The sequence below is a fragment of the Oleiagrimonas sp. C23AA genome, assembly GCF_011759385.1.
Taxonomy (GTDB): Bacteria; Pseudomonadota; Gammaproteobacteria; order Xanthomonadales; family Rhodanobacteraceae; genus Oleiagrimonas.
This window is the reverse complement of record NZ_JAARLY010000010.1, coordinates 25,640-51,110: the sequence shown is the minus strand read 5'-3', so window position 1 is coordinate 51,110 and position 25,471 is coordinate 25,640. Positions and strand designations below refer to the sequence as shown.

20 protein-coding genes are annotated in these 25,471 nt (G+C 64.3%); 15 read left to right on the top strand and 5 right to left on the bottom strand.

Annotation, left to right across the window (positions count from 1 at the left end; genetic code table 11):
• Nucleotides 1-385 precede the first annotated feature (385 nt).
• The 11 genes from HBF24_RS15270 (at nt 386) to HBF24_RS15220 (ending at nt 14,687) form a co-directional block, all read left to right on the top strand.
• The gene (locus HBF24_RS15270) at nt 386-1,687 is read left to right on the top strand and encodes an ABC transporter permease (RefSeq protein ID WP_167174776.1); all 1,302 of its coding nucleotides are present in this window, start codon (nt 386-388) and stop codon (nt 1,685-1,687) included.
• Nucleotides 1,688-1,696: 9 nt separating this feature from the next.
• Nucleotides 1,697-2,911, top strand: a complete 1,215-nt coding sequence (locus HBF24_RS15265; RefSeq protein WP_240922615.1) for an FtsX-like permease family protein — start codon at nt 1,697-1,699, stop codon at nt 2,909-2,911.
• Between the two features lie 118 nt (nt 2,912-3,029).
• Entirely contained in the window at nt 3,030-4,337 is a 1,308-nt protein-coding gene (locus tag HBF24_RS15260; RefSeq protein ID WP_167174773.1) for an ABC transporter permease, read from the top strand.
• A gap of 10 nt (nt 4,338-4,347) precedes the next feature.
• A complete protein-coding gene (locus HBF24_RS15255; RefSeq protein ID WP_167174769.1) occupies nt 4,348-5,610 on the top strand; it encodes an FtsX-like permease family protein in 1,263 nt (420 codons plus the stop codon).
• 36 nt (nt 5,611-5,646) lie between these two features.
• Nucleotides 5,647-6,936 (top strand): ABC transporter permease, encoded by a 1,290-nt coding sequence (locus HBF24_RS15250; RefSeq protein ID WP_167174766.1) that lies wholly within the window; start codon nt 5,647-5,649, stop codon nt 6,934-6,936.
• A 26-nt stretch (nt 6,937-6,962) separates the two neighbouring features.
• A complete protein-coding gene (locus HBF24_RS15245; RefSeq protein ID WP_167174763.1) occupies nt 6,963-8,195 on the top strand; it encodes an FtsX-like permease family protein in 1,233 nt (410 codons plus the stop codon).
• Nucleotides 8,196-8,225: 30 nt separating this feature from the next.
• Nucleotides 8,226-9,542, top strand: a complete 1,317-nt coding sequence (locus HBF24_RS15240; protein WP_167174760.1) for an ABC transporter permease — start codon at nt 8,226-8,228, stop codon at nt 9,540-9,542.
• Nucleotides 9,543-9,553: 11 nt separating this feature from the next.
• A complete protein-coding gene (locus HBF24_RS15235; RefSeq protein WP_167174757.1) occupies nt 9,554-10,774 on the top strand; it encodes an FtsX-like permease family protein in 1,221 nt (406 codons plus the stop codon).
• Between the two features lie 351 nt (nt 10,775-11,125).
• Entirely contained in the window at nt 11,126-12,466 is a 1,341-nt protein-coding gene (locus tag HBF24_RS15230; RefSeq protein ID WP_167174754.1) for a sigma-54 dependent transcriptional regulator, read from the top strand.
• Nucleotides 12,467-12,507: 41 nt separating this feature from the next.
• Nucleotides 12,508-12,849 (top strand): hypothetical protein, encoded by a 342-nt coding sequence (locus tag HBF24_RS15225; protein ID WP_167174751.1) that lies wholly within the window; start codon nt 12,508-12,510, stop codon nt 12,847-12,849.
• Between the two features lie 458 nt (nt 12,850-13,307).
• Complete coding sequence (locus tag HBF24_RS15220) at nt 13,308-14,687, top strand: ATP-binding protein (protein ID WP_167174748.1); 1,380 nt, start codon at nt 13,308-13,310, stop codon at nt 14,685-14,687.
• Nucleotides 14,688-14,715: 28 nt separating this feature from the next.
• Here the strand turns inward: HBF24_RS15220 and HBF24_RS15215 are convergent, their stop codons facing one another.
• On the bottom strand, nt 14,716-16,005 hold the full coding sequence (locus HBF24_RS15215) for an Nramp family divalent metal transporter (protein WP_167174745.1): 1,290 nt from the start codon (nt 16,003-16,005) through the stop codon (nt 14,716-14,718).
• A 300-nt stretch (nt 16,006-16,305) separates the two neighbouring features.
• On the opposite strand from HBF24_RS15215, the gene HBF24_RS15210 reads away from it, so the two are divergent.
• Nucleotides 16,306-17,562, top strand: a complete 1,257-nt coding sequence (locus tag HBF24_RS15210) for a threonine/serine exporter family protein (protein ID WP_167174742.1) — start codon at nt 16,306-16,308, stop codon at nt 17,560-17,562.
• Between the two features lie 73 nt (nt 17,563-17,635).
• Here the strand turns inward: HBF24_RS15210 and HBF24_RS15205 are convergent, their stop codons facing one another.
• From HBF24_RS15205 to HBF24_RS15195, 3 genes are all read right to left on the bottom strand, one after another.
• Nucleotides 17,636-17,968: an H-NS histone family protein gene (locus tag HBF24_RS15205; RefSeq protein ID WP_167174739.1), complete on the bottom strand. Its 333-nt coding sequence runs from the start codon at nt 17,966-17,968 to the stop codon at nt 17,636-17,638.
• Nucleotides 17,969-18,182: 214 nt separating this feature from the next.
• Nucleotides 18,183-19,907, bottom strand: a complete 1,725-nt coding sequence (locus HBF24_RS15200; RefSeq protein ID WP_167174736.1) for a proline--tRNA ligase — start codon at nt 19,905-19,907, stop codon at nt 18,183-18,185.
• A gap of 129 nt (nt 19,908-20,036) precedes the next feature.
• Complete coding sequence (locus tag HBF24_RS15195) at nt 20,037-20,480, bottom strand: DUF4124 domain-containing protein (RefSeq protein WP_167174733.1); 444 nt, start codon at nt 20,478-20,480, stop codon at nt 20,037-20,039.
• A gap of 137 nt (nt 20,481-20,617) precedes the next feature.
• On the opposite strand from HBF24_RS15195, the gene HBF24_RS15190 reads away from it, so the two are divergent.
• From HBF24_RS15190 to rimI, 3 genes are read left to right on the top strand one after another with little or no spacing between them, the layout of a single operon-like run.
• On the top strand, nt 20,618-21,394 hold the full coding sequence (locus HBF24_RS15190) for a phosphatidylcholine/phosphatidylserine synthase (RefSeq protein ID WP_167174730.1): 777 nt from the start codon (nt 20,618-20,620) through the stop codon (nt 21,392-21,394).
• On the top strand, nt 21,391-21,882 hold the full coding sequence (locus HBF24_RS15185; protein ID WP_167174727.1) for a hypothetical protein: 492 nt from the start codon (nt 21,391-21,393) through the stop codon (nt 21,880-21,882). The genes HBF24_RS15190 and HBF24_RS15185 overlap by 4 nt, the downstream gene beginning before the upstream one ends.
• Before the next feature lie 50 nt (nt 21,883-21,932).
• A complete protein-coding gene (rimI, locus tag HBF24_RS15180) occupies nt 21,933-22,412 on the top strand; it encodes a ribosomal protein S18-alanine N-acetyltransferase (protein WP_167174725.1) in 480 nt (159 codons plus the stop codon).
• A 78-nt stretch (nt 22,413-22,490) separates the two neighbouring features.
• Here rimI and HBF24_RS15175 read toward each other — a convergent pair whose 3' ends face one another.
• Nucleotides 22,491-25,394 carry a valine--tRNA ligase gene (locus HBF24_RS15175; protein WP_167174722.1) on the bottom strand — a complete coding sequence of 968 codons (2,904 nt, stop codon included), beginning with the start codon at nt 25,392-25,394 and terminating at the stop codon, nt 22,491-22,493.
• Between the last annotated feature and the right edge of the window lie 77 nt (nt 25,395-25,471).

The following is a 25,471-nucleotide window of genomic DNA, read 5'->3' as shown; positions in this document are numbered from 1 at the left end:
GACATCTTCCTCCCCTGCTTGCAGGGGAGGGGCGGGGGGCGGTGAAGGCTTGTGGCGCGTATTTCACCCCCGCCCAGCCTGCCCCCGCAAGCGGGGGGAGGCGTTCAACCACACCGGAGTGGCGACCTGGAGCGCGTGCTTTGGTGCCAGCGTGGTCCATGGGTGCCAATCGCGCGGGACTCTGCGCTGTCCCTCTTGCGCGCGTCACTGGCCGTGGCGATACCGAACGCATGATGGCCATCCATACGCAACCGCGAGGCGCCGTGGGACATCTCCCTCCCCCGCTTGCAGGGGAGGGGCGGGGAGGGGTTAAGGCATATGGCAGGCGCATACCCCCTGAAAAACTCCCCCTGAACGCAGAGGAAGGCGTCAAGGAGGGCGACGCATGTTGAGGTATTACCTGCAACTGGCCTGGCGCAGCCTGCGTTCAAGCCGAATGTTGAGTGTGCTGATGATGCTGGCTGTCGGCCTGGGTATCGGCGCCAGCATGACGATGCTCACCGTGCTGCATGTGATGAGTGCCGATCCGCTGCCTCAGGCCAGTGCTCATCTATATGTGCCGCAGCTTGATCCACGCGGCATGGAGGGCGACGCCGAGGACGTCAAGCCGCCTTCCCAGATGAGCTGGCCTGATGCCATGAATCTGCTTCGCGAGCACAAGGGCGTGCAACAGGCGGCCATGGCCAGTGGCCAGGTGACGGTTATTCCCACCAGTGGTGCCAGTCATGCCTTTTCGGCGCAGGCGCGCTTTGCCACTGCAGACTTCTTCGGCATGTTTCATGTGCCCTTCCTGCACGGAAGTGGGTGGACAGCCGCAGACGACCAGAATCAGGCCCAGGTCGCCGTGATCGACCGGAAGCTGGCCGACAAGCTGTACGGAGCCGACCGCGCCGTGGGCAAGCTGCTGCATCTGGGCAGGAACGCCTACCGGATTGTCGGTGTGATCGGCGACTGGAATCCGACGCCGCATTTTTACGATATCAATCAGGGAGCCTATGCCGACGCGGCCGGCGTTTTCCTGCCCCTGCAGACGGCGATTGCGCTCAAGCAGGGTTGGTCCGGTGCACTGGAGTGCTGGGGCCGGTTCGACTTCAGTCAGGATATGCGCCAGGCCCCATGTGTCTGGCTTCAATACTGGGTGCGCCTGGATACGCCCGCTCAGGTCGTGGCCTACCGGCAGTACCTGGTCAATTATTCACGCTCGCAGAAGGAGACCGGTCGCTACCAGCGGCCGCCGAATGTCGGCCTGCACGACCTGATGGGCTGGCTGGCCTACAACCATGTGATTCCCGGCGCGGTGCAGATGCAGACGCTGCTGGCGCTTGGGTTCTTGCTGGTCTGTCTGGTCAATACGATGGCTTTGCTGCTGGTGCGTTTCCTGCGCCGTTCCGGCGAACTGGGCGTGCGTCGCGCGATGGGAGCCACGCGCGGATCGGTGTTTGCACAATTGCTGGCCGAAGCCGCGCTGTTGGGAGGCGGTGGAGGTGCGGCGGGTCTGGCGCTGGCCTGGGGCGGGTTGTGGATGGTGCGACAGCAACCGGTGGCCTACGCGAGTGCGGCGCATCTTGATCTGACCATGTTGATCGCCACGATCTGTGCCGCTGTGGTGGCTGCGGTCCTGGCCGCGGTGTTTCCTGCCTGGCGCGCCTGCCAATTGCAGCCGGCCCGTGCGCTCAAGTTGCAGTGAGGAGCTGATATGTCGTTGCCACCGGTTGTTTCCGCTCTCAAGCATCACAAGACCACCGTGGCGCTGGTGATCCTGGAGATTGCACTGGCCTGCGCCATTGTGACCAATGCGGTGTTCGTGATCGGACACACCCTGAGCACCATGCGCTATGACACCGGGCTGGATAACCGCTCGCTGGTGGTGGTAACGGCCAGCGACCTGGACATAGGCACCAGCCACCGGGGCACGCAGGCCAGCGACCTGGCCGCCCTGCGTGGTATCGCCGGCGTCACTTCGGCCAGTGTGGTCAATACCTTGCCGCTGTCGAATGGTTTCTGGGCCACAAGCCTGTGGCGCGCGCCGGGAGACAAGTCGTCTACGGTGAATAACGTCATCAGCTACGTCGCTACACCTGGCGTGATGAAGACACTGGGCCTGAAGCTGGCCTCCGGTCGCGGCTTTCGGCCCGATGAGTTCGTCGATTACAACATGTTCAAGGGCGATGCCCCGCCGTCGGTGGCCATTGTGCCCAAGGCTTTCGCCGAGTCCTTGTGGCCGGGAAAGAATCCGCTGGGCCAGCGCTTATACCTTGGCCAGGGTGGCAAATACCCGGTGCAGGTTATCGGTGTGGTCGATCACCTGCTCAACGCCTCGATCGATCCTGCCCATGGATCGGAGCGCAATTTCCTTCTGCCAGTTGCCTCGGTGGAGGGTGGTCGTTATGTGCTGCGCACCGATCCCGCGCAGCGTGGCCGGGTGATCGCCGCCGCGCGCAAGGCGCTACTGGCCATCGATCCGGCACGCATGGTCAAGGCGCGTGCCTATACCGATATCGTGCAAGCGTATTTCCATGACGATCGTTCGGTCATTTGGCTACTGGTGGCGGTGGTGGCCTGCTTGCTGGCGGTCTCCGCACTGGGAGTGGTGGGTCTTTCCAGTTTCTGGGTACAGCAGCGCACGCGGCAGATCGGCATTCGTCGTGCGGTAGGTGCCAGACAGCGCGACATTCTGGGTTATTTCCACGCGGAGAACCTGCTGATCGTTAGTGTGGGGGCCCTGCTTGGCGCAGCTGGCGCGGTGCTGTTGAACCTGTGGCTGATGAAGCACTACGAATTGCCGCGCCTCTCGCTGGGTTATCTACCGGTGGGCGCGGTGTTGCTGTGCGTGCTCGGACAGCTGTCGGTGCTCGGCCCTGCCTGGCGCGCTTCGCGCGTACCGCCGGTGGTGGCCACGCGAGGCAGTTGAGTATCACTCCCTCCCTTGCTTGCAGGGGAGGGCTGGGGAGGGGTAAAGGCGGGCGGCACCGCTTACGGCCTCTCAATCTCTCCCGTAAGGCAGAGGACGACATCAAGGAGGGTCACGAGTGTTGAGGTATTACCTGCAACTGGCCTGGCGCAGCCTGCGTCGGCATCCGGTGATGAGCGGTCTGATGGTGTTGGCCATCGGGCTGGGTATCGGCGCCAGCATGACCATGCTCACCGTGTTGCACGTGATGGATGCCGATCCCTTGCCGGGGCGGAGCGCGCAGCTGTTTCGGCCATACCTCAACCCCTTGCCGCGCAGCTACACCAACAACGGCCTTGGGCCCGACCCTTCCATCAATCTCACTTGGCCCGACGCCATGGCGCTATTGCAGGCCGGCAAGGGTGCACAGCAGGCCGCCATGGCCGGTACCCGTGCGTTGGTGATGCCCGGTGGTAACCGCCGTCCGTTCCGGGCTCAGGGGCGCATGACCACTCGGGGCTTTTTTGCCATGTTCGGGCTGCACTTTGTCGATGGCGCTTCGTGGTCGTCTGCTGACGGCAGTTCGGCGGCGCAGGTGGTGGTGATCAGTCAAGGCCTGGCCCGGCGTGTCTTCGGCTCGAACCAGGTGGTCGGGCGCAGTCTGCATCTGGATAGTCACGATTATCGCGTGGTCGGCGTGGTGCGCGACTGGGCGCCGCGACCCATGTTCTACGTGGATGATTCGGCCCAGCGCTACAAGGGCGCGGATGACTACTTCGTGCCGCTGTCCACGGCAGTCAGCCTTGGCCTTCGCGTCAGCGGTAATCAAAGCGGTTGGGGCAAGGATGGCATCGGTCCCAAAAGCGCCACCATGAGCTGGCTGCAGTTCTGGGTGCAGCTGGATACCCCGGTGCAGGTGGCCGCTTATCGGCGTTTCCTGCACAACTACGCGGCGCAGCAAAAGGCGGCCGGTCGCTTCGAGCGTTCACCGGAAAAGGCTGCCCGGCTTTACAGCCTGATGGGCTGGCTGGCGGCGCGGCATATCGTGCCGGGTGATGTGAGCATGCAGGCTGGATTGGCCATGGCGTTTTTGCTGGTGTGCCTGGTCAATATCGTGGCCTTGCTGCTGGCCAAATTTCTGCGCCGAGCGGGGGAGATCAGCGTGCGCCGTGCGCTGGGCGCACGGCGGCGCGACATCTTTGCGCAGTTCTGTATCGAATCGGCGGCGGTGGGCGTGCTGGGCGGTGCGTTGGGCTTGCTGCTGGCAGAGCTGGGTCTGTGGAGTGTGCGCCAGCGCCCGGACGATTACGCGCATCTGGCACAGATGGACGTGGGCATGCTCGGCCTGACGATCGCGGCTGCCGTGGTCGCCAGTCTATGTGCCGGTGTGTTGCCAGCCTGGCGTGCTGCCCGGGTGGCCCCCGCGTTGCAACTAAAGGCCTTGTGAGGCGATGACCATGCGACTACCTCCGATGATCGCCAGCCTGCGCAAGCACAAGCTCACCGCCTGGCTGTTGGCCCTGCAGGTGGCGGTAACCTGCGCCGTGGTCTGCAATGCGGCGTTTCTTATCGTGCAACGCATGCAGCGGGTGGATGTGCCAAGCGGACTGACTGAGGCCGGCCTCTCGGGCATCATGCTGGCGCCGTTGCATCCGGGGAGCTTTCCTTTGGACGGCTATCTGGCCGACGTCAACGCCGTGCGTGGTATTGCCGGCGTGCAGTCGGCCTCGCTGATCGACGAGTTTCCGCTCGATGGCAGTGAAAGCTCGGCCACCGTGTGTGGCAGCCTGAAGGCCGCACAAGCGCTGATCGCCAGCCATAGTCGCCGGGTGCCCGGTTGTGCGCAGCCAGCGCTGTATGCCGGCAGCGAGCACATCGTGCGCACGCTGGGGCTGAAGATGGTGCAGGGACGCGCACTTCAGATGTCGGATTTCGTACCCGGCAAGCCCGGCTATCAAACCGGCCCGGTGGCGACGGTGATTATCTCGCAGGCGCTGGCCGATCACCTTTATCCCGGTAAATCGGCCGTCGGCCAGCCGCTGTACTACGAAGGTGGCCTCGCCAGCGGCAAGGCGGTGCGCGTTGGCGGCGTGGCCGCGCATTTGCAGCGTGGACGACTCAGCAATCCGGCCGATGTCGATCTGGGCATGCTGTTGCCCTCCGAGCCGGATGATCCCGAGGTTTTTCTGGCCATCCGAAGCAATGCGCTCGATCAGGCGCGCGTACTCAAAGCCGCTACTGCACTGCTACGAAAACGTCACCCTGATGCACTGGCCGATGCCTATCGCGGGCAAACCTATGCGCAGATCCGTGCGCGCTACTTCCAGCGCGATACCACCATGATCGGGCTGCTGATGGCCGCTGCCATCGGCCTGCTGTTCGTCACCGCGCTGGGCATTGGCGGGCTGGCCAATTTCTGGGTGGGGCAGCGCACCCGTGCCATCGGTATCCGCCGCGCCGTGGGCGCGCGTCAGCGCGACATCCTGGCTTACTTCCACACCGAGAACGCGTTGATTGTCGGTGTCGGCGTGGTGTTCGGATTGCTGCTGGCCTACGCGCTGAACATCTATCTGATGCACCGCTACGAAATTCACCGCCTGCCGTGGATTTACCTGCCCATCGGGGCACTGGCGCTATGGGCGCTGGGCCAGTTATCGGTATTCCACCCGGCGCTGCGCGCCTCGCGCGTGCCGCCGGTGGTGGCCACGCGGGCGGTCTAGCGGATGTTGTGCTTATTTTTTGCTGCGGGAGTTGGGATGTTCGGCTATAGCGTCAATCTGGCCTGGCAGGGCGTTAAGCGCCACCCACGCAGCAGTGCGATGGCGGTGGTGGTGATGGCCTTGGGGTTGGCCGCGTGCATGACCGTATTGACGGTGTTTCATGCGTTGGCCGCCGATCCCCTGCCGGGGCGCAGTGGCGTGCTGACCACGGTGCTGTTGCCCCGGCACGGTGAGGCATCCAATCGAACGGATGCCACCTTGAGCGTGGATATGGCGCAACGTGCGTTGGGTCAGCTTTCGGGCGTGCGGATGGCGGCGGTGATTCCCGCCAATGGTGGCGTTGGACTGGCGGACACGGATACGCCGTCGCTATCCAATGTGGATATCCTGGCGACGACCTCAAACGTTGGCGAGGTGTTCGATATCCCGCTGATACGTGGCCGCTGGTGGTCGGCGCAGGATGATGCCTCGGCGACACCGGTGGCGGTGATATCGCAACGCTTGGCGCAGCGGCTGTTCGGTTCGACGTCGGCGCTGGGACAGCAGATCAAGGTAGGCGGCAAATTGGTACGTGTGGTGGGCGTGCACGCGCCATGGGCGCCGTCGCTTCGCTTCTACGCGCAGCTTGACGCGGTGTACGACCGTGATCCGGCACAGGTGATCATGCCGATGTCGGTGGCCAGTGGCTTGAGCCTGTATTCAAGTTCCACCTCGTGCCCCAGTGTTTCGCTGACCAACCGCGACTGGCACAGCTGCTCGGCCGCTTCCTTGTGGGCGTATGACCTGTCGCCAGCGCAACGGCAGCGCCTGCGTGCGGTGGCCAAGGATATCGGCGCTCATCTGCCGGTGGCTAGCAACGACACGTCTTTGCCGCGCGCAGTGAAGCTGCTGAACGTGGACGGCTGGCTGCGCTTGCAGCGGGCTGTGCCCGATAGCATGCGAGCTTATGTATGGGTGGCACTTTCGTTTCTGGCGCTGTGCCTTTTCAACGCCGCCGGTGTGCTGGCTGCACGCTTCATGCGCCGCGGCTCGGAGCTGGGTATTCGGCGCGCGCTGGGGGCATCGCAGCGCGATGTCTTTGCGCAGCACCTGGTGGAATCGGGGGCGCTGGCCGTATTGGGCGGTGCGCTGGCATGGCCACTGATTCTGGGCGGCATGGATCTGCTACGCATGCAGCAACTGGCGTATGGCGACCTGGTTCGTTTTGATATCGGAACCTTTCTGGCCTTGTGTCTGGCGACCTTGATCACCGGTTTGGCGGTGGGCGTCTATCCGGCCTGGCGCGCGGCGATGGTGCCGCCCGCGCTGCAAGTGAAGCAGAATTAGGGGTGGGTGCGATGGCCGGTTCAATCATGCTCAAAACACTGCGTCGCAACGGTTTCATGCCACTGCTGGTGATGGCGCAGGTGATATTCGCACTGGTGGTGCTGGTCAATGTGGGCACTTTGTTGCGCCAGCAGCTGGCGCCCGTGTTGGCTGACAGTGGCGTACCCCCAGGGCAGATATTGATGACCAAGAGCATCAGCGCGGACCTTGCTTCACGCAGCCTGTGGAAGGCGAGCGATGTAAAGACCGCCGAGCATGCCGTGAAGTCCATCCCCGGTGTGCAGGCCGTCAGCGTCGGCGCGGGCTTGCCGATGATGGCCTCGGGTTTGTGGATGCATCTTCTGCCCACGGTGGTAGGGAGCCATATCGAAGCCGACGCTGACGGCTTTGCTGGTGATGATGTTGCCAATGCGCTGGGTCTTCGACTGCTGGCCGGCAGCCAGTTTTCGCCCGATCAACTGGTGCGCGGCGGACTGGACAAGGTCTTCTCTGATACCCGCGCGGTGATGCTGACCCAGTCACTGGCCAGGCAACTGTTTGCGCACCAAAGTGCGGTGGGCAAGCGCATCTGGCTGTTGCCGAAGAAAGATCCCAATGCGCCCGCACTACGCGTGGTGGGCGTGGTCAGCAATACCTTGCGTGGTGCAGTGGTGGGGCATGGCACGCACAAGACCTATAACGCGGTCATCCTGCCCTATCAACTGGATGACTTTCCCCAAGTCGCGATGATTGTGCGCGCTACGCCACAGCGGCGAGACGCGGTGGCCAAACAGCTGCCCGGCGTACTGGAATCAGCCTTGGGCATAGACAAGCCGGGAAGCATCAAGGTGATGCGTTACGAAGACCTTCGCGAGCACACCTTGCATGGCAACAAGGTGGCCGCCTTGTTGCTGGCCGTGGTGTTGCTGATGGTCGGGGTGGTGGTGATTCTCGGCATTACCGGGCTCAGCGGCTTCTGGGTGCAAAAGCGCATCCGCGACATCGGCGTGCGCCGCGCATTGGGAGCACGACGCGGGGACATCTTGCGCCAATATCAGTTTGAAAATCTGGCCGTGGTCGGCGCCGGTGCCGTGATCGGCGTCGTGTTGGGGTTGCTGGTATCGGTATGGCTGCAAACGCACTTCGAACTGGCCAAACCTTCGTGGTTGGCGTGGGGGCTGGGCGTATTGCTGATGCTGCTGTTCGGGCAGCTTGCCGTGCTTGGCCCGGCATTACGTGCCTCGCGGGTACCGCCGGTGGTGGCCACGCGGGCCGTATAAGGGCGCTGCAAGGAAGGGATGGAGGAAAGGATGCTGACCTACTACCTGTCGCTCGCCTGGCAGCGCGCCATCAAGGGGCCGTGGATCACCGGGCTGATCGTGCTCACCATGGCCGTGGGCATTGCTGCCTGCATGACCGCGCTGACGGTATCGCGCGCGCTCTCGGGCGAACCGCTGCCCGGCGTTAGCGAGCATTTGTATATCGCCAGTGTGGATGCCTGCGCGGACCCGACGTGTTCGAGTAGCAACCGCTCCAAGCCCTCCCTGCTCGGCCTTGATGATGCCCGCGAGGTAGTGGACAAGGCGCCGGTTCGCGTTGCCGCGGCTGTTGCGCAAGCGCAGGTGACGCTGAGCACGAGTGACGATCAGCGTGGTGGTGTCAGTGAGCGGGGACTGATCGCTTACGGGCGCCCACTGGCGCTATTGGGCCTGCCTATGCGCCTTGGTCGCGGATGGACCGCCGCCGAGGAGGCATCGGCGGCTCCGGTGATGGTGATCGACGTCTGGCTGGCGCGCCAGCTGTTTGGGCAGGCCGATGTTCTGGGGCGTACCGTAACCATCGGTGGCCATGGCTTTCGGGTGATCGGCGTCAGCGCACCGCGCACGCCGCGTATCCAGTTTCTCGATGTGGCCCGCAATAACGACATCACGGGAGTCGCCCAGCATTTCTACCTTCCGGTCACGGCGGCGCTTGCCGCAGGTATCGGGCCAACCGATTCGGGCATCTGCGCAGGCGGCACGTCACGCAAGACATTCGGCAGCACCATGCTTGCCCATTGCGTGTGGCTGAACGTGTGGGCCCGTGTGCCGGATGTCAGCGCACGGGACAGGTACGCGCGTTGGTGGCGTGCTTTTGTGATCGACCATCAACACGATGGTCGGTATGACAACAAGACACCAGGGCGCCTGTATCGAGCGTCCCGTTGGACCAAACTCAATAACGTGGTGCCGCCGCAGGTGGGCATGAACACCTTGATCGCCTTTGGCTTGTTGGCGCTGTGCATGATCAATGTGGCTGGCCTGCTGGCGGCACGGTTTCTCAGACGCCAGGGTGATATCGGCGTGCGGCGGGCTTTGGGGGCGCCTCGACAAAGCATTTTTGCGCAGCATGTGATCGAGTCGCTAGGCCTGGGGCTGATCGCCGGCCTGTTGGGGTGGCCGCTGACTTGGCTGGGCTTGTGGATCGTGCGCATGCAGCCGGTGGGGTACGCCGATAGGGCTCATATGCATCCGGCGACCTTTGCGTGGCTTCTGGGCATGGCCGCGCTGGTGGGTGTCACCGTAGGCATCATGCCCGCCTGGCGTATGTGCCTGCTTTCACCAGCTTTACAGATCAAGCGGACGTGAGAGGGATGGCGATGCGACAACTGGTAAAGCCATTGGCACGCCGTCCGATGCTGCCCTTGCTGGTGCTTTTGCAGGTGGCGGTAGCAAGTGCCATGGCGTGCAATATCGCTTTTTTGCTTGCCCGCCAACTGACGCCGTTGATGACCAGTGATGGCATCGGGGACCCGTCACATTTGCTGCTGGCTTACAACATCGTGGCGCGCGGCAAGCCGTTTTCCTACGCGGAAACGCAGGCCGTGGAGGCTTCGTTGAAGGCCATCCCCGGGGCGCGCCTGGTATCGACCATGCCGATGTTGCCGATGGTCTCGCTTACCAGCGCCAATGCCGATGTAAACCGACCCGGCCATACGACAAAGGCGAACGCGGCACTCTATCTGGGCGATCACGTGATGCGCACGCTGCGCCTCCGGATAGTGGCCGGCCGCGATTTTCTGCCGGAAGAGCACAGTCTGGTGGGTGGCGGCATGGGCTTTCATTCGGCTGGCCCGGTGATTATCAATCGGGCGCTGGCACGGCGCTTGTTTCCCACGGGGACAGCCGTGGGCGGACATATCGTCATCGACAGCAAACAGGTGCCGCAGGGACGCACTGTGGTTGGGGTGGTGGCGAATCTGGCCCGCAACGATCTCGATCAGTCCGATTCGGGTAACGATTGCGCCATGTTTTTCCCGGATTTGCCCAGGCATTGGCCGGTGACCGGGTTCGCCATACGTACCGAAGGTCACGACTCCAGCTTGCTTAAAAAGGTACGCGAGCACGTCGAAGGTGTGCTGGCAGGGCGGTTGTTCACGCGCATGGGGGTGGCGCCCTACGCGCAGATCCGCGCGCAGGCGCAGGCGCCGTATCGTTCGGCGGTGTGGTTGCTGAGTGGATTGAGTGTGGTGGTATTGCTGATTTCACTGGCCGGCATCATGGGCATGACCGGGTATTGGGTGCAGCAGCGCACGCACACCATTGGCGTGCGCCGCGCCTTGGGCGCGCGGGTGGCGCAGATTCGCCGCGAAATTCAGCTGGAAAACCTGCTGGTGGTCGGCGCTGGCCTGGTCTTGGGTGTGGTCGCGGCGGAGGGGCTCAACCTTTGGCTGATGCAGCATTACGAGGTGCCGCGCATGCCGTGGACTTATCTTCCGGTAGGGGCGGCGGTGTTGCTGGTGCTCGGGCAACTGGCGGCGCTGGCACCGGCCATTCGCGCTTCGCGGGTGCCACCCGTGGTGGCCACACGGGCGATGTGATGCAGCGGGCGGCTCGAATGACCGCCAGGCGCGCGGGGGAAGGGAGGTATGGCAAGGGTTTACCCCCTCCCAACCTCCCCCTGCGAGCAGGGGGAGAAGCCAAGGGCATGCGGGGCTGTGTCGGTGGTGTCTCCCTCCCCTGCTTGCAGGGGAGGGTTGGGGGAGGGGTGAAGTCGTGCGGCAAGGGTTTATCGATCTTTGTACCCCCTCTCTCGGCACGGGCCGAGGCTTGTCCGCGTGCAGTAGGGTTATTTTCAGGATCAAGGACATCAGAGGGGCGGATGCCCGCCTTATGAGTCTTTCAACCTTTTTCCGCATGGACGCGTCCATGCATGCATGTGCAGAAAACCGATGCGAACCGTACTGATCATCGATGACAACCCGGCCGTGGGTGAGGCCTTGTCGCTGCTGCTGTCGTTGCACGAGATTCGTCCCGTGACGGCGCTTTCGGCCGAGGAGGGTCTGGCCACACTGGCACGCGGACACATCGACGTGGTGATCCAGGACATGAACTTCTCGGCCGACACCACCTCGGGCGAGGAGGGCGTGCAGCTGTTCCGGGCCATCCGCGAGCGCCATCCGGACCTGCCAGTGATTTTGCTGACGGCCTGGACGCATCTGGAAACGGCGGTGGAGCTGGTCAAGGCGGGCGCCGCCGATTACCTGGCCAAGCCGTGGGACGACGCCAAACTGCTGGCCACGGTGGAGAATCTGCTGGAGCTGGCCGAATCCAGTCGCGAGGTGTCGCGCCACCGCACCGATCGGCGCCGCCTGCGCGAGAAGCTGGAGGCCAATTTCGATCTGGATGGATTGGTGTTCGCCTCCGACGCCATGGCGCGCACGGTGGAGCTGGCCGGTCAGGTGGCGCGTTCGGATGTGCCGGTGCTGATTACCGGCCCCAACGGGGCGGGCAAGGAGCGCATTGCCGCCATCGTGCACAAGAATTCGGCGGTGCGCCGCGGGCCATTTGTGGCAGTCAATTGCGGCGCCTTGCCGGGTGAGCTGATCGAGGCCGAGCTGTTTGGTGCCGACGCTGGTGCCTACACCGGCGCCAACAAAGCGCGCGAAGGGCGGTTCGAGCTGGCCGATGGCGGTACGCTGTTCCTGGACGAGATCGGCAATTTGCCGTTGTCCGGCCAGGTGAAGTTGCTGCGTGTGCTGGAAACCGGGCAGTTCGAGCGCCTGGGCTCGGGCCGCACGCGGCGCGCCAATGTGCGCGTGATCAGCGCCACCAATGCCGACCTCAAGGCGATGATTGCCGAAGGCAGCTTCCGCGAGGATTTGTATTACCGCCTCAATGTAATCGAGGTGAATCTGCCGCCGCTGGCCGAGCGCATGGACGATGTGCCGGTGCTGGCCGAGCATTTTCTGGGCGATCGCGGCACCTTGTCGGACGAGGCGCGCGATGCGTTGGTTGGCCATGATTGGCCAGGCAATGTGCGCGAGCTGAAAAACGCCATCGAGCGTGCGCGTCTGCTGGCCGGCGACGGTGCGATCGAGGCTGCCCACCTCAATTTGCCGGCACCGCGCCATCAAGGTGCGCGCAATCTGGACGAGCCCTCGCGCGAGGCTGTCGAGGGTGCGCTGGATCGCGCCGGGGGCGTGGTTTCTCGCGCCGCCCAGCAACTGGGGCTGTCGCGTCAGGCCCTGTATCGACGCATGGAGCGTTACGGCATCCCCACACAGGCGTAAAGTGGGCAGGGGCGCCGAGGGGGTGCCGGGAGGAGTCGCTTATGTCACGTTTCTGGATGATCACGATGCTGACCGCCTTAGCACTGACCATGGCGTGCGCCAGCAGGGCCAAGCCGCCGGTGGCCGCGTCGTCTACTGCAACGCCCCAGCCCTCGCTGTCATCGCTGCTGGATCAGGGCGCCCACTCGGCCGAGCGTGCTGACGGCCAGGCTACTGAGGGCGAGGAAGCCCAGTCGCCGCGTTTCAAGTTCAAGGACAGCACGCGCGACCGGGCGCGCCAGCGGCAGACCGATCCGGCGGCGCTGGGTCGCATGATGCCGCCGCAGCATGCCAATGCCACACCGCAAAGCTGCGCCGAGAATCCGCATCAGCCGCAGTGCTGATCCGATCACACGATGATGCGCGGCAGCGTTCATTGGCGCCGGGATCGCGCTAGGATGAAGCGCTATCGGTAACGCAGATAGAAGGGTTGGCAAGATGATGACACGGGCTATTCGACACGCAGTCGGCGTCGGCGCCGCTGTGCTGGCGCTGACGCCCGCGCTTGCGGCGGCCTATTCCTGCCGTAACTGGCTGGCCCCGCCGGGGCTGGAGTCGCTGCTGCGTCAGGCCGCAGCAGCGGCGCCTCATGCCAGCGATCTTTCGACCCATGGTGATGGCGCCGCGTCGGTGTCAGCTCGCTCGCGTGCCATACCGGCGTTGTTCCAGTTGCCGGCGCCATCGCAGTCATCCACGCGCCCGTACTGGCATGCGGCAGTGGTGCCTGTCTCCGCCCCTGTGGGCGACAAGCATGTCGCCCATTGCGCGCGGCACGCAGCCCATCCTCACGATTGCCCATGACATGCGACTGACTTCGTTGCAGGGGCGCATGGCGCTCTGGATGGGCCTGACCGCGACCGGCGGCATGCTGGTGTTCCTGGCCGTTTCGGTATGGCCGATACCCTCCATCTTGCGCGCGCTGATTGTTTCACTGGGAGGCGATGCCAGTGGCGTGGGCTGGCTGCAGCATCCGCTTGGTGCCGCACTGGTGACCATGGCGCTGGTAGTGCCGCTGTCGATGATGCTGGGTTTTCGCGCCATGCGACCGTTGGCCACGCTGTTGCGCGCGCTGGAAGGCGGCGTGGCCAGTTATCGCGATGGCGATTTCAGCTTTTCCATCGCCACGCGGCGCCACGACGAGCTGGGCGATCTGGTACGCATGCACAACCAGTTGGGGCACACCCTGCGCGAGCAGCGCCAGCACTTGGTGCAGCGTGAGTTGCTGCTGGACACGGTGGTGCAGAACACGCCGGTGGCGCTGGTCCTGGTCGATCGCTCCGAGCGCGTGGCCTACGCCAATATCGCCGCACGCCACCTGCTCAACGAGGGGCGCAGTCTGGCCGGCATGGCCTTCGCGCAGGTGCTCGACGCCATGCCCGAGGCCATGCGCATGGTCATCAGTGCCGGCGAGGACACGCTTTTCAGCATCGACAATGAAGGCATGGAAGAGACCTTCCACGTTTCGCAGCGTGGATTCCGCCTGCAGGGCAGGCCGCATCGCTTGTACCTGTTCCGGCGCATGACGCGCGAACTGGCGCGGCAGGAAGTGACCACCTGGAAGCGCGTGATCCGTGTCATCAGTCACGAGCTCAACAACTCGCTGGCTCCCATCTCGTCGATGGCGCATTCCGGTGCCGAACTGGCCCGCCGCGGCGAGCTGGATCGGCTGTCCGGCGTATTTGGCACCATCAGCGAGCGTGTGAAGCATCTGCACAACTTCATTTCCGGCTATGCCAATGTGGCCAAGCTGCCGTCGCCGCGGCCCGAGCCGGTGGACTGGCAGCGCTTTGTCGAGGCGTTGGCGCGGCATTGCCAGTTCACGCTGGTCTCGGAGGTGCCCGCCGAGCAGGGGCATTTCGATGCCGGGCAGATCGAACAGGTGTTGATCAATCTGATCAAGAACGCGCACGAGTCGGGCAGCCCGCCCGAGGCGGTGGCGTTGAACATCCAGCGCGGGCTGCGCGAATGGCGCGTGGATGTGCTCGACGGCGGACCGGGCATGAGCGAGACGGTGCTGGCGCAGGCGCTGTTGCCCTTCTATTCCACCAAGCGTTCCGGCACCGGGCTGGGTCTGGCCCTGGCCCGTGAGATTGTCGAGGCGCATGGTGGCCGGCTGGCGCTGGCCAATCGCGACGAGGGCGGCTTGCGCGTCACCCTGGTGCTTCCCGAGCGCCATATCTGACGCCCTGCTGGTGGCTAAGCGCCGGGCCTCAGCCGATGTTGAACGTGGCCAGTAGATAGACGTCCAGGCCCACCACCAGCGCGGTGGCCAGTATGGCGATGGCCAGGTGCAGGCGGCCAAGGGCAAAGCGTCCCATCAACTGGCGGCGTGCGCACAGCATCAGCAGCGGCACCAGCGCGAACGGCAGGGCCAGCCCCAGAATGCACTGGCTCAATACCAGCAACGTGTCGGCATTGGCGTTGGGCAGCAAAGTGATCAGCGCGAATCCCGCCAGCACGCCGCCCAGGCGGCTCAGCACGCCGCGCAGCAGCAAGGTGCGCGGGCCGCGATCGAAACCGGCGCTGATGGTTTGTCCGGCCATGACGCTGGTGATGGCCGAGCTTTGCCCGGCGGCGTACAGCGCCACGGCAAAGATGATGGCGGCGCTGATGCCCAGCTCCGAACCCAGCGCCTGATAGGCGCCGGCAAGGCTTTGCACGGGCACTTGCAGGTGGCCGAACGAGGCGGCCGCCACCAGCAGCATGGACAGGTTCACCACCATGGCCACCGCCAGCGCCGCGCGCGAATCGCTGATCGACAGGCGCATCGCGTAACGGCGCTGGCGTGTATCGACATCGGTCATGCGTTCGGCCACCAGTCCCGAATGCAGGTACAGGTTGTGCGGCATCACCGTGGCGCCGACAATGCCCAAGGCCACCGCCAGCATGCCCGGATGGGTCACTACTTCCAGACCGCGCGCGGCGCCGTGCAGCATGCCGGCGAGCGGCGGCTGCGCCCGGATCAGCAGCCACAGGAAGCTGACCGAGACCAGCGCCAGCAGCAGGCCGACCACCCGTTCGTGCAGTTGCTGATGACGTGACGACAGCGCCATGACCGCCAGCGTGCCGCCGGCGGTCACCAGCATGCCGCCCAGCAGCGGCAGGTCAAACAGCAGGTGCAGGGCCAGCGCGCCGCCAATCAGTTCGGCCAGTGCCGTGGCCACGATGGCCAGCTCCCCCGCCAGCCAGGCGGCGATGGCCAGCCCGTGCGGCAGGTGTTCGTGGGTCAGTCGTGCCAGGTCCTTGCCGGTGGCAATGGCCAGGCGCGCGCACAGGCCCTGGAACAGCATGCCCAGCAGGCTGGCGATGATCACCGTGCCGACCAGCACATAGCCAAAGCGCGAGCCGGCGGCAATGTCGGTGGCCCAGTTGCCGGGATCGACATAGCCCACGGCCACCAGCAGACCGGGGCCGATCAGCCGGCGCAGCGCGGCCGGCAGGCGTGGTCGATGGTGTCGGCCCGGCAGGTGGTGCGAGAAGCTGGCGATAAGCGCGGTCATGAGGTCAGATGAGAATGATTCGCAACGATGGCTCACTGTGCTTGGCGCTGCGTGCGGCGTCCATTCGAATGTGCCAATGGCGGTGATCGACGCAGCCAATGATCCATGCGGTGACGTTCTTGATGCTGGCATGCCCCATGTGCACGGCATGGCATGAAAACTTTTCGCTTTTTGTTGGCGCTGCTTTGCCGATAATGCGCCATCGCTTAACGTATGACCCATCATGCCTTGGTGTTTCCTCCGCCCTGAATTGGCTCGCACTACTGCGCGGTGTCACCCCGCGAAGGCGCGTGCGCGCGCATGAATATCGAGCCATTGCCGCTGGCAGCCACTGCGGCTCTCAACACACGCATTGTCTTCGTGATCGAGTTGGCGCGCCGGTTGCATCAGTTCGGCACCGCTGCGCCGCGTCTGGAGGACGCCGTGTCCAGCGCAGCGCAGCGCCTGGGCATGCGCGCCGAGGTCTGGTCCAGCCCCACTGCCATCATCCTGTCCTTCGCCGACCAGGCGCAGGGCGATGACAGCGTGGCGCAGGTGACGCAGGTGATTCGCCTGGCCCCGGGTGACGTAAACCTGGCGCGCCTGTGCGAAGCCGATGCCATTGCCGATGGCGTGATCGGTGGGCGCATCGGCATCGAAGAGGGAGCGCGTCAGTTGCGGGCTCTGCCCAAGCCACTGGACCGCTTTACCCGACGCAGCATGGTGCTCGGTTATGGGCTGTCGGCAGGCACCTTCGCCGTCCTGATCAATGCCGCCTGGCCAGATGTGTTCATGGCCGGTCTGATCGGGCTGGTGATCGGGGCCATCGTATTGCTGGCCGGTTCACGCCCCCGCATGGCACCGGCCACCGAGGCCGGTTCGGCGATGGTTGCCACGCTGATCGCCTCGCTGACCAGTGCCTGGGTAGTGCCGCTCAATGTGAACCTGGTGGTGTTGGCATCGATGATCGTGCTGGTGCCGGGCATGATGCTGACCACTGCCGTACGCGAACTGTCCGCGCAGCATCTGGCCTCGGGTGTGTCGCGCCTTTTCGGTGCGCTGGCCAGCTTGCTGAAGCTGATCTTCGGCGTGGTCGCGGTGGTCCAGATCCTGGGCTGGTTTGGCGTGGCCACCCCCAGTGTGCAGGCTCCGGCGGTCCCGGCCTGGGTGCAGTGGCCCACCTTGCCGGTAGCCGGTGCCGGCTTTGCCATGGTGTTCCTGGCCGCGCGTCGCGACTGGGTGCTGGTGGCGCTCAGCGCCATGACTGGCTACGTGGTCGCGACGCTGATCGGTCATACCTTTGGCCCGGCCTTTGGCGTGTTTGCCGGTGGGCTGGTTCTGGCCGCGGCCAGCAATGTCTATGCGCGCATTACTCACCGACCAGGCGCGCTGGTACGTGAGCCGGGCATCATTTTGCTGGTGCCGGGCAGCGTGGGGTTTCGCACCTTTTCCTATCTGGCCGAAAACAACCTGGGTACAGGCACCCATACCGCTATTTTGCTGGTCACGCTATTGGTAGCGCTGGTGGCGGGGCTTTTGTTCGGCGATCTTCTGGTGGCGCCGCGTCGATCACTTTAGATGCGCGGTCACCGCCCACAAAAAAGCCGGCTTCAAAAGCCGGCTTTTTCTTAAAGCTTGAGCCGCCGAGCGATTACGACGGGATGCGCAGATCGTCTTCGCTCTTGCCCGAGGCCAGCGCGTCGTTGAACCAGCGCGGACGCTTGCCGCGGCCGGACCAGGTCTGCGACGGATCGGCCGGGTTCTGGAACTTCGGTGCCACGGTGCCGGTGCGACGCGTCTTGCGGCCCGGGGCACGGTTACCGAACACGTCTTCGAAGGTAAAACCTTCATCCTTGATGATGTTCAGGACCTTTTCGCGGACCTCGTTGAGCTTTTCCTTCTGCAGCTCTTCCTGGCGCACGCGGGCCTGGTTGATGAGGTCGTTCAGTTCATTATGGTTGAGGTTCTTGATATCGACAGCCATGGTGGCTCCTCAGAATGTATCGGGGGACAGATAAAAACGCATTTGGGACGGCGCTAGGCCAGCGCTTCGCGCAGGATTTTCTCTCATGTGACGTTCATATGCAAAAGACATTGCACGAATGGTGAAGGTTCCCGTTCATTTTTAAAGTCGGTAGATAAAAAAACGCGCCCGGCGGGGCGCGCTTTTACAAAGCCGATAGTGGCTTTTGGACCGATTAAATATTGCCCTCAGCCAAAAGTGGCTTGTCGAGAAGTTCAAAAAGTTCTTCGCGGGTAACGGCCTTCGAATCGGCTTCATGGCGCGCGCGGTATTCAAACGTGCCCGCCGCGAGGCCGCGCTCACTGACCACGATGCGGTGCGGAATGCCGATCAGTTCCATGTCGGCAAACATCGGTCCCGGGCGCAGGCCGCGATCGTCCAGCACACATTCGATGCCGCGCCCGGCCAGGGCCTGATAAAGCTCGGTAGCCGCATCCAACGCCTGCGTGCTGCCCTTGTTGCCGATCACGCAGATAGCCACGCGCCACGGCGCCATCGGTTCGGGCCAGAGGATGCCGCGCTCGTCGTGATTCTGTTCAATGGCTGCGGCGACGATGCGGCTGACACCCACGCCGTAGCAGCCCATCAACATGCTGCGCGACTTGCCACCCTCGTCGAGCACGTTGGCGCCCATCGATTCGGCATAGCGGCCACCGAGCTGGAACACGTGGCCCACCTCGATGCCACGAGCCAGGCGCAGCGTGCCTTCGCCGTCGGGAGACAGGTCGCCGGCGACTACCTTGCGGATGTCGGCCACGCGCGCAATGCGTGCGTCACGCTCCCAGTTGGCACCGACATAATGAGTGCCGTTGGCATTGCCGCCGCAGACAAAGTCGGCCAGTACGGCCGCGCTGCGGTCGACGATGACCGGGATGGAATCAGGCAGGCCAACCGGGCCGATGAAGCCCGGTTGCGCACCAACGGCGGCGAGGATTTCCTGCTCGCTGGCCAGCACCGACTCGCCCGGCAATTCCTCGAGCTTGGCCGCCTTGACCTCATTGACCTCGTGATCGCCGCGCACGCACAGAGCCACCAGACCCTCAGTGCCGCGTACCATCACGGTTTTCACGCAATGGCGCGGATCTTCGCCGAGAAAATCGGTGACTTCGGTGATGCTGCGCTGGGTCGGGGTATTGACCCGTTCCAGCTCGGCCAACGGTGCCGGACGCTCGCCTTCCGGGGCCTTGGCTTCGGCCAGTTCCACGTTGGCTGCGTAATCGGAACCATCCGAATAGGCCAGTGCGTCTTCGCCCGAATCGGCCAATACCTGGAATTCGTGACTGGCATGGCCGCCAATAGCACCGGTATCGGCCTGCACCGCGCGAAAACGCAACCCCAGGCGCGAGAAAATACGCGCATAGGCGTCGTACATGGTGCGGTAGGTGTTATCCAGCGACTCCATATCCAGATGGAAGGAATAGGCATCCTTCATCATGAATTCGCGCGCGCGCATCACACCAAAGCGCGGACGGATCTCGTCACGGAATTTGGTCTGGATCTGATAAAACGTGATCGGCAGCTGTTTGTAGCTTTTCAGCTCATTGCGCGCAAAATCGGTGATCACTTCTTCGTGTGTCGGGCCGTAGCAGAATTCCTGCTCCTTGCGATCACGAATTTTCAGCAGCTGACCACCGAATTTCTCCCAGCGCCCGGTTTCCTCCCACAGTTCGCGCGGCTGGATCGACGGCATCAGCATTTCGATGGCACCGGCGCGATCCATTTCTTCGCGCACCACCGTTTCGACCTTGCGCAACACGCGCAGGCCCAGCGGGGTCCATGTATAGATGCCAGCGGCCAGTTTGCGCAGCATGCCGGCGCGCAGCATCAGACGGTGGCTGGCAATCTCCGCGTCGGCGGGGACTTCCTTGACGGTGGCGAGGTGAAACTGGCTCAGGCGCATGGGCGATCCGAACTTGGGTGGGGGCGGGACAAAAGGGGGCGAGTATAGCGTGCCAGTCAAGCGCAGGGAGCCCCCCGCGATAGACGCTTTCATGGCAGACCGGGCGTGGCGTGGAGCGTGTTCAGCCGCTCACGGCTGGCAGTGCTCCTTGTAGTCGTGCTGGGCAGTGGCCAGTTGCTGGCGGCGTTGCTGGTCGGAAAGCTGGTTGAGCTGGCCGTTGTCGCCGTGGATGGACAGCTTCTGATCACCGGAGAGCAGTGCCATATTCTGCTTGGTCTGCGTGCAGAAACTGTCACGGTTCTTGGGCGTGTTGGCCATGGCGCCCGTGCCGGCGGTCCGCTCCGACGGTTTGGGCGAGTGGGCCTGATCGGTCGGCGCCTGGTCCTCGGGCGTGGGCGTGGTGCGCGCGTTCTCGCGCGTGTGCAGCTTGTCGAACTGGGTGCCCTGCGGCGGCGGCGCGTCGGAGTAGTGCACCGTGCCCTTGGCGTCGGTCCACTTGTATACCTGGGCCTGGGCGGCCAGCGGCAAAGCCAGCACCAGCAGGGGCAAAAGCAGGGTAGGGATGCGTTTCATCACGGACTCTCCGATCGCGTGCCGCTTGACTCAAGGCGTCCTTGTTAACACCGCCACGATGGCGGCACAAGCACGTGGCGTGCGATGGTTTACACTTCGCCGCACGATTTCCCACCCGTGATACGACGCTGCACCACATGAGCCAGACCCCGCCCGCACGCGCACCCCGCCATCGCGGCATCTATCTGTTGCCGAACCTGTTGACGACCGGTGCCATGTTTGCCGGCTTCTACGCCATCGTGGCCGCCATCGATGCGCGCTTTGCCGATGCCGCCATTGCCGTGTTCATTGCCGCGTTGCTGGATGGCACCGACGGCCGCGTGGCGCGCCTGACCGGCACACAGAGCGAGTTTGGCGTGCAGTACGACTCGTTGTCGGACCTGGTCAGCTTCGGGCTGGCGCCGGCGCTGGTGATGTACACCTGGTCACTGAGCGCGCTCAAGGCATTCGGTCCGTTCTGGGGCAAGGTCGGCTGGGCGGCCGCTTTCATCTATGCCGCCTGCGGCGCGCTGCGCCTGGCCCGCTTCAACACCCAGGCCGGGGTGGCCGACAAGCGCTACTTCCAGGGCCTGGCCAGTCCCGCGGCGGCCTCGGTACTGATGGCGTTTGTCTGGGCGATGACGCGCGACGGCGTCTCCGGTGACATGGTGTGCGCGTTCACTCCCTTGCTGGTGATCTTCGCCGGCCTGCTGATGGTCAGTGGCGTGCGCTACTACAGCTTCAAGGCCTGGCCGCGACAGGACCGCGTGCCATTTGTGTGGGTGATTGCCGCCGTGCTGATTCTGGTGCTGCTGGCGCTGGATCCGCCACACGTGCTGCTGGCGGTGTTCGGCCTGTACATGTTGTCGGGGCCGGTGCTGACCATTGGTGGCCGCATGCGCCACCGCGCGCGCCGTGCACGGGGGCAGGGATGAGTGCGCTGCCGTTGCGCGCCGGCGCGCATCGCCAGCGCATGCTGCGCGCCATGGGCATCACGCCGATGCGTCTGCGCCACGTATCTGCCGCTCAGCTGCCGCCGGCCGAGACGATAGCGGCCGATGTGCCCACCTCGCCGATGGCGGCTGCGGCACCGCTGGCGCTGGTGCTTCCGGCCGGGACCGAACCGCGCTTGCTGGACCTGCTGGGGCGGGCCATGCAGGTCGGTGGTGCGGCTTTCGCCCGCGCACCGCGCCTGGAAGTGGTCGATGGCCAGTTGCGTCAGCCGCCGGTGCACGCCGGTGCCTATCTGGCCTTTGGCCAGGAACAGGCACGTGCGCTGGGACGCGCCTTGCCGGTCGAGGTGATGTCGGTGGCGCAGGTGATGCTGGTCGAGCCGCCCGAGGCGCTGCGACTGGCCGATGGCAAGCGCAAGTTGTGGTCGGCGATGCATGCGCTGTGGCGTCAGGTTCGCCGCAACGGCTGAAAGCCGCGGCCCGTATGTGCCGAGTGATCGGCCGCTGAGAGGAAAAAGCGATGGTGGCGGTGGTTCAAACCCCGGTTCCTTCCATGCGGGCGATGCGTCCGGAGGATATTCCCGCCGTGTTTGCCATCGAGCAGCGCGCGTACCTGTTTCCCTGGACCGTCGGGATTTTCCGTGATTGTCTGCAGGCTGGCCATCCCAGCTGGGTGATGCTGGAGAACAACGCCATCATCGGCTATGGCGTGATTTCCGTCGGTGCCGGCGAGGCGCATGTGCTGAACGTGTGCGTGGCGCCCGAACATCAGGGGCGGGGCTTGGGACGGCGCATGCTGCGCCGCCTGGTCGATCTGGCGCGCTGGCACCGCTGTCAGCGCATGTTTCTGGAGGTGCGCGTATCCAACCTGGCCGCACAGCACCTTTACGACAGCGAAGGCTTCAACGAGATTGGCCGGCGTCCGAACTACTACCCGGATCGCAAGGGGCGCGAAGATGCGCTGGTGATGGCGCGCGAGCTGATTTGCGACGACGTGTAGTGCGCCGTGTTGCCGCGCATGAAAAAAGCCGCGACCTGACAAGGCCGCGGCTTTTTTGCTTCCACGTGAGCCTATCGATCAGCCCAGGCGGGCGGCCTGTTCGCGCAGCGTGGTCAGCTGGGCGCTCCAGTCGCTCAGGCGCTCGCGCTCCTGCGCCACCACCTCGTCGGGGGCGTTGGCGACAAAGCGCTCGTTGCCGAGCTTGCCTTCGCATTTCTTGATCTCCACCTCGACGCGCTTGATCTCTTTTTCCAGGCGCGCCTTTTCGGCGGAAAGATCGATCAGGCCTTGCAGCGGAATCAGCACGCGCAGCTTGCCCACCACGGTCGCCGCGGCGGCCGGTTCGGCCTCGCCTTCGGCCAGCCAGCGCTGCGCCTCGATGCGACCCAGGAAGGCAATCTGTGCGCTCATCTTCTCGGCGCGCTGGCGATCCCCGGCGTCGCCATCGGTGAACAGCAGCGGGATGGTCTTGCCCGGGGCAATGTTCATCTCGGCGCGAATGCGGCGCACGCCGGTGAGCACCGCCTTGATCCACTCGATGTCCGCTTCCGACTCGGCCGCCACCGGCAGCGTCTCGGCCTGCGGGTAGTCGCGCAGCATGATGGTGTCGCCGTCGATGCCCAGCTTCGGCGCCACCGACTGCCAGATTTCCTCGGTGACGAACGGAATCAGCGGGTGCAGTGCGCGCAGCAGGGTTTCCAGCACGTACAAAAGGGTGTGGCGCGTGGAATCGGCGGCGGCCTGGTCGTCGCCTTGCAGCGCCGGTTTGGCCAGCTCGACGAACCAGTCGCAGTACTCGTTCCAGGTGAATTCGTACAGCGCGTGGCTGACCAGATCGAAGCGATAGGCGGCAAACTGCGTTTTCACCTCGGCCAGGGTGTGATGCAGGCGGGTCAGAATCCAGCGCTCGGCGGCGGTGGCCGCGGCCGGCTCGCCGGCCGGTGCGGTGTATCCGTCGGCGTGCATCATCACGAAGCGCGCGGCGTTCCACAGCTTGTTGCAGAACGCCTTGTAGCCGGCGCAGCGGTCCATGTCGAACTTGATGTCGCGCCCGTGCGTGGCCAGCGAGGCGAAGGTGAAGCGCAGCGCGTCGGTGCCGAACGCCGGGATGCCCTCGGGGAATTCCTTGCGCGTGGCCTTTTCGATCTTGGCGGCCATCTGCGGCTGCATCAGGCCGCGCGTGCGCTTGGCCACCAGCGCGTCGGCGTCGATGCCGTCGATCAAATCCAGCGGGTCGAGCACGTTGCCCTTGGACTTGGACATCTTCTGGCCCTGCGCATCGCGGATCAGGCCGGTGATGTAGACATCGCGGAACGGCACCTTGCCGGTGAAGTGATCGGTCATCATGATCATCCGGGCCACCCAGAAGAAGATGATGTCAAACCCGGTGACCAGCACGCTGGTCGGCAGGTAACGGTCGAAGCCGTAGGTCTTTTCGTCGTCCGGATCGGGCCAGCCCAGCGTGGAGTGCGACCACAGCGAGGACGAGAACCAGGTCTCCAGCACGTCCGGGTCCTGTTCCAGCGGCCCGGTGTACCCGGCCTTGTCGGCCGCGGCGCGCGCCTGCGCCTCGTCGTGACCGACGAAGATCTGCCCGTCCTGGCCGTACCAGGCCGGAATGCGATGGCCCCAGGTCAGCTGGCGGCTGATGCACCAGTCCTGGATGTTGTTCAGCCAGTGGCGGTAGGTGTTGATCCAGTTGCCCGGCACGAAGCGCACATCGCCCGGCTTTCCATCGACACCTTCGACCAGTTCCAGGCCGCGCTTGGCCAGGCCGTCCATTTTCACGAACCACTGCCAGGTCAGGTACGGCTCGATCACCTGACCGGTGCGATCGCCGCGCGGCACCTGCAGCGTGTGCGCCTTGGTCTCGACCAGCAGACCCTGCGCGTCAAGATCGGCCAGCATCTGCTTGCGCGCCTCGTAGCGGTCCAGCCCTCGGTAAGTTTCAGGTATGAACTCGCTGCTTTTGACGCGTTCGTAGTGACTGCTCTGGATCGTTACTCCCGAGTCGCCTGTCGTTTGCATCGACCTATGGACGAAGTCAGTGCGCTCCGCCGTTTCATGGATGCGCGCATCGTCGGTGAATACGTTGATGATAGGGAGATTGTGACGTTCCCCGACGGCATAGTCGTTGAAATCGTGCGCCGGGGTGATCTTCACGCAGCCGGTGCCGAAATCGCGCTCGACGTAATCGTCGGCAATGATCGGAATCTGGCGATCGGACAGCGGCAGGCGCAGCGTCTTGCCGACCAGGTGCGCGTAGCGCTCGTCGTCCGGGTGCACGGCCACGGCGACATCGCCCAGCATGGTTTCCGGGCGCGTGGTGGCCACGATCAGGCCCGGCTTGCCATCGGTGCCGACCAGCGAGCTGTCGCTGAACGGATAGAAGATGGACCACAGGTGGCCCGACTCTTCCTCGTTGACCACTTCCAGATCGGAAATGGCCGTCTTCAACACCGGATCCCAGTTGACCAGCTTCTGGCCGCGGTAGATCAGGCCTTCCTCGTGCAGGCGCACGAAGGTTTCGATCACCGCCTTGGACAGGCCTTCGTCCATGGTGAAACGCTCGCGGCTCCAGTCGCCGGAGCTGCCCATGCGGCGCATCTGCCGGCCGATGGTGTCGCCCGATTCTTCCTTCCACTCCCAGATGCGCTCGATGAAGGCCTCGCGCGTGAAATCGGCGCGGCTCTTGCCCTCGGCGACCAGCTGACGGGTGACCACCATCTCGGTAGCGATGCCGGCGTGATCGGCGCCCAGCTGCCACAGCGTGTCGTGGCCGAGCATCCGGTGATAGCGGATCAGCGTGTCCATCAGCGTGTGCTGGAACGCATGGCCCATGTGCAGCGTGCCGGTCACGTTCGGCGGCGGCAGCACGATGCTGTAGGGCTGGCCCTGGCCGGACGGCTTGAAATAGCCGTTATGTTCCCAGTGGCTGTACCACTTCGACTCGATCTGGCTGGGTTCGAAACTCTTGTCCATGGGCAGGCCTGTACATGGCGCCGCAGCGGCAGCGCAAAGACGTAACGGAAAAGTGCGTCATTGTACGGGCCGCGCCG